Genomic DNA, 343 nt, shown 5'->3' on the forward strand with positions numbered 1-343 from the left:
AGAGACTGGGCGGCGACATGAAGAGTGACTCCAACTGACTGGCAAGCTCCGGATTTGACTCAAGGCCTTGAATTCGAATGGCACGTCCCGTCCTGAGAGTGTGAATAAATTCTTTTTCTGTCTTGGCGAACGTGTTCTGTTCGAGTGACGAAATACCAAGATGCCAGACCAGTTTGTTCAGGTTGGTGTCGGGTGTAACAACAAAATCATAGCTTTCCGAGCTGCCTGAATCAGTGTCGAGCTGCTCAAAAACAGGGGGGGCTGGATGCTTCATGACAACAATATTATTGTCATTTCGATGATTGTCATTTTTATGAAAGTTATTGCCAGTCAACCTGGAACC

1 protein-coding gene is annotated in these 343 nt (G+C 46.4%); it reads right to left on the reverse strand.

Annotated elements, in window-relative coordinates:
* A partial coding sequence (locus CWC28_RS21535; RefSeq protein ID WP_138625771.1) for a hypothetical protein occupies positions 1-274 on the reverse strand: 274 nt, incomplete at its 3' end.
* Positions 275-343 lie beyond the last annotated feature (69 nt).

The sequence above is a fragment of the Pseudoalteromonas sp. S4492 genome, from assembly GCF_005886115.1.
Taxonomy (GTDB): Bacteria; Pseudomonadota; Gammaproteobacteria; order Enterobacterales; family Alteromonadaceae; genus Pseudoalteromonas; species Pseudoalteromonas gelatinilytica.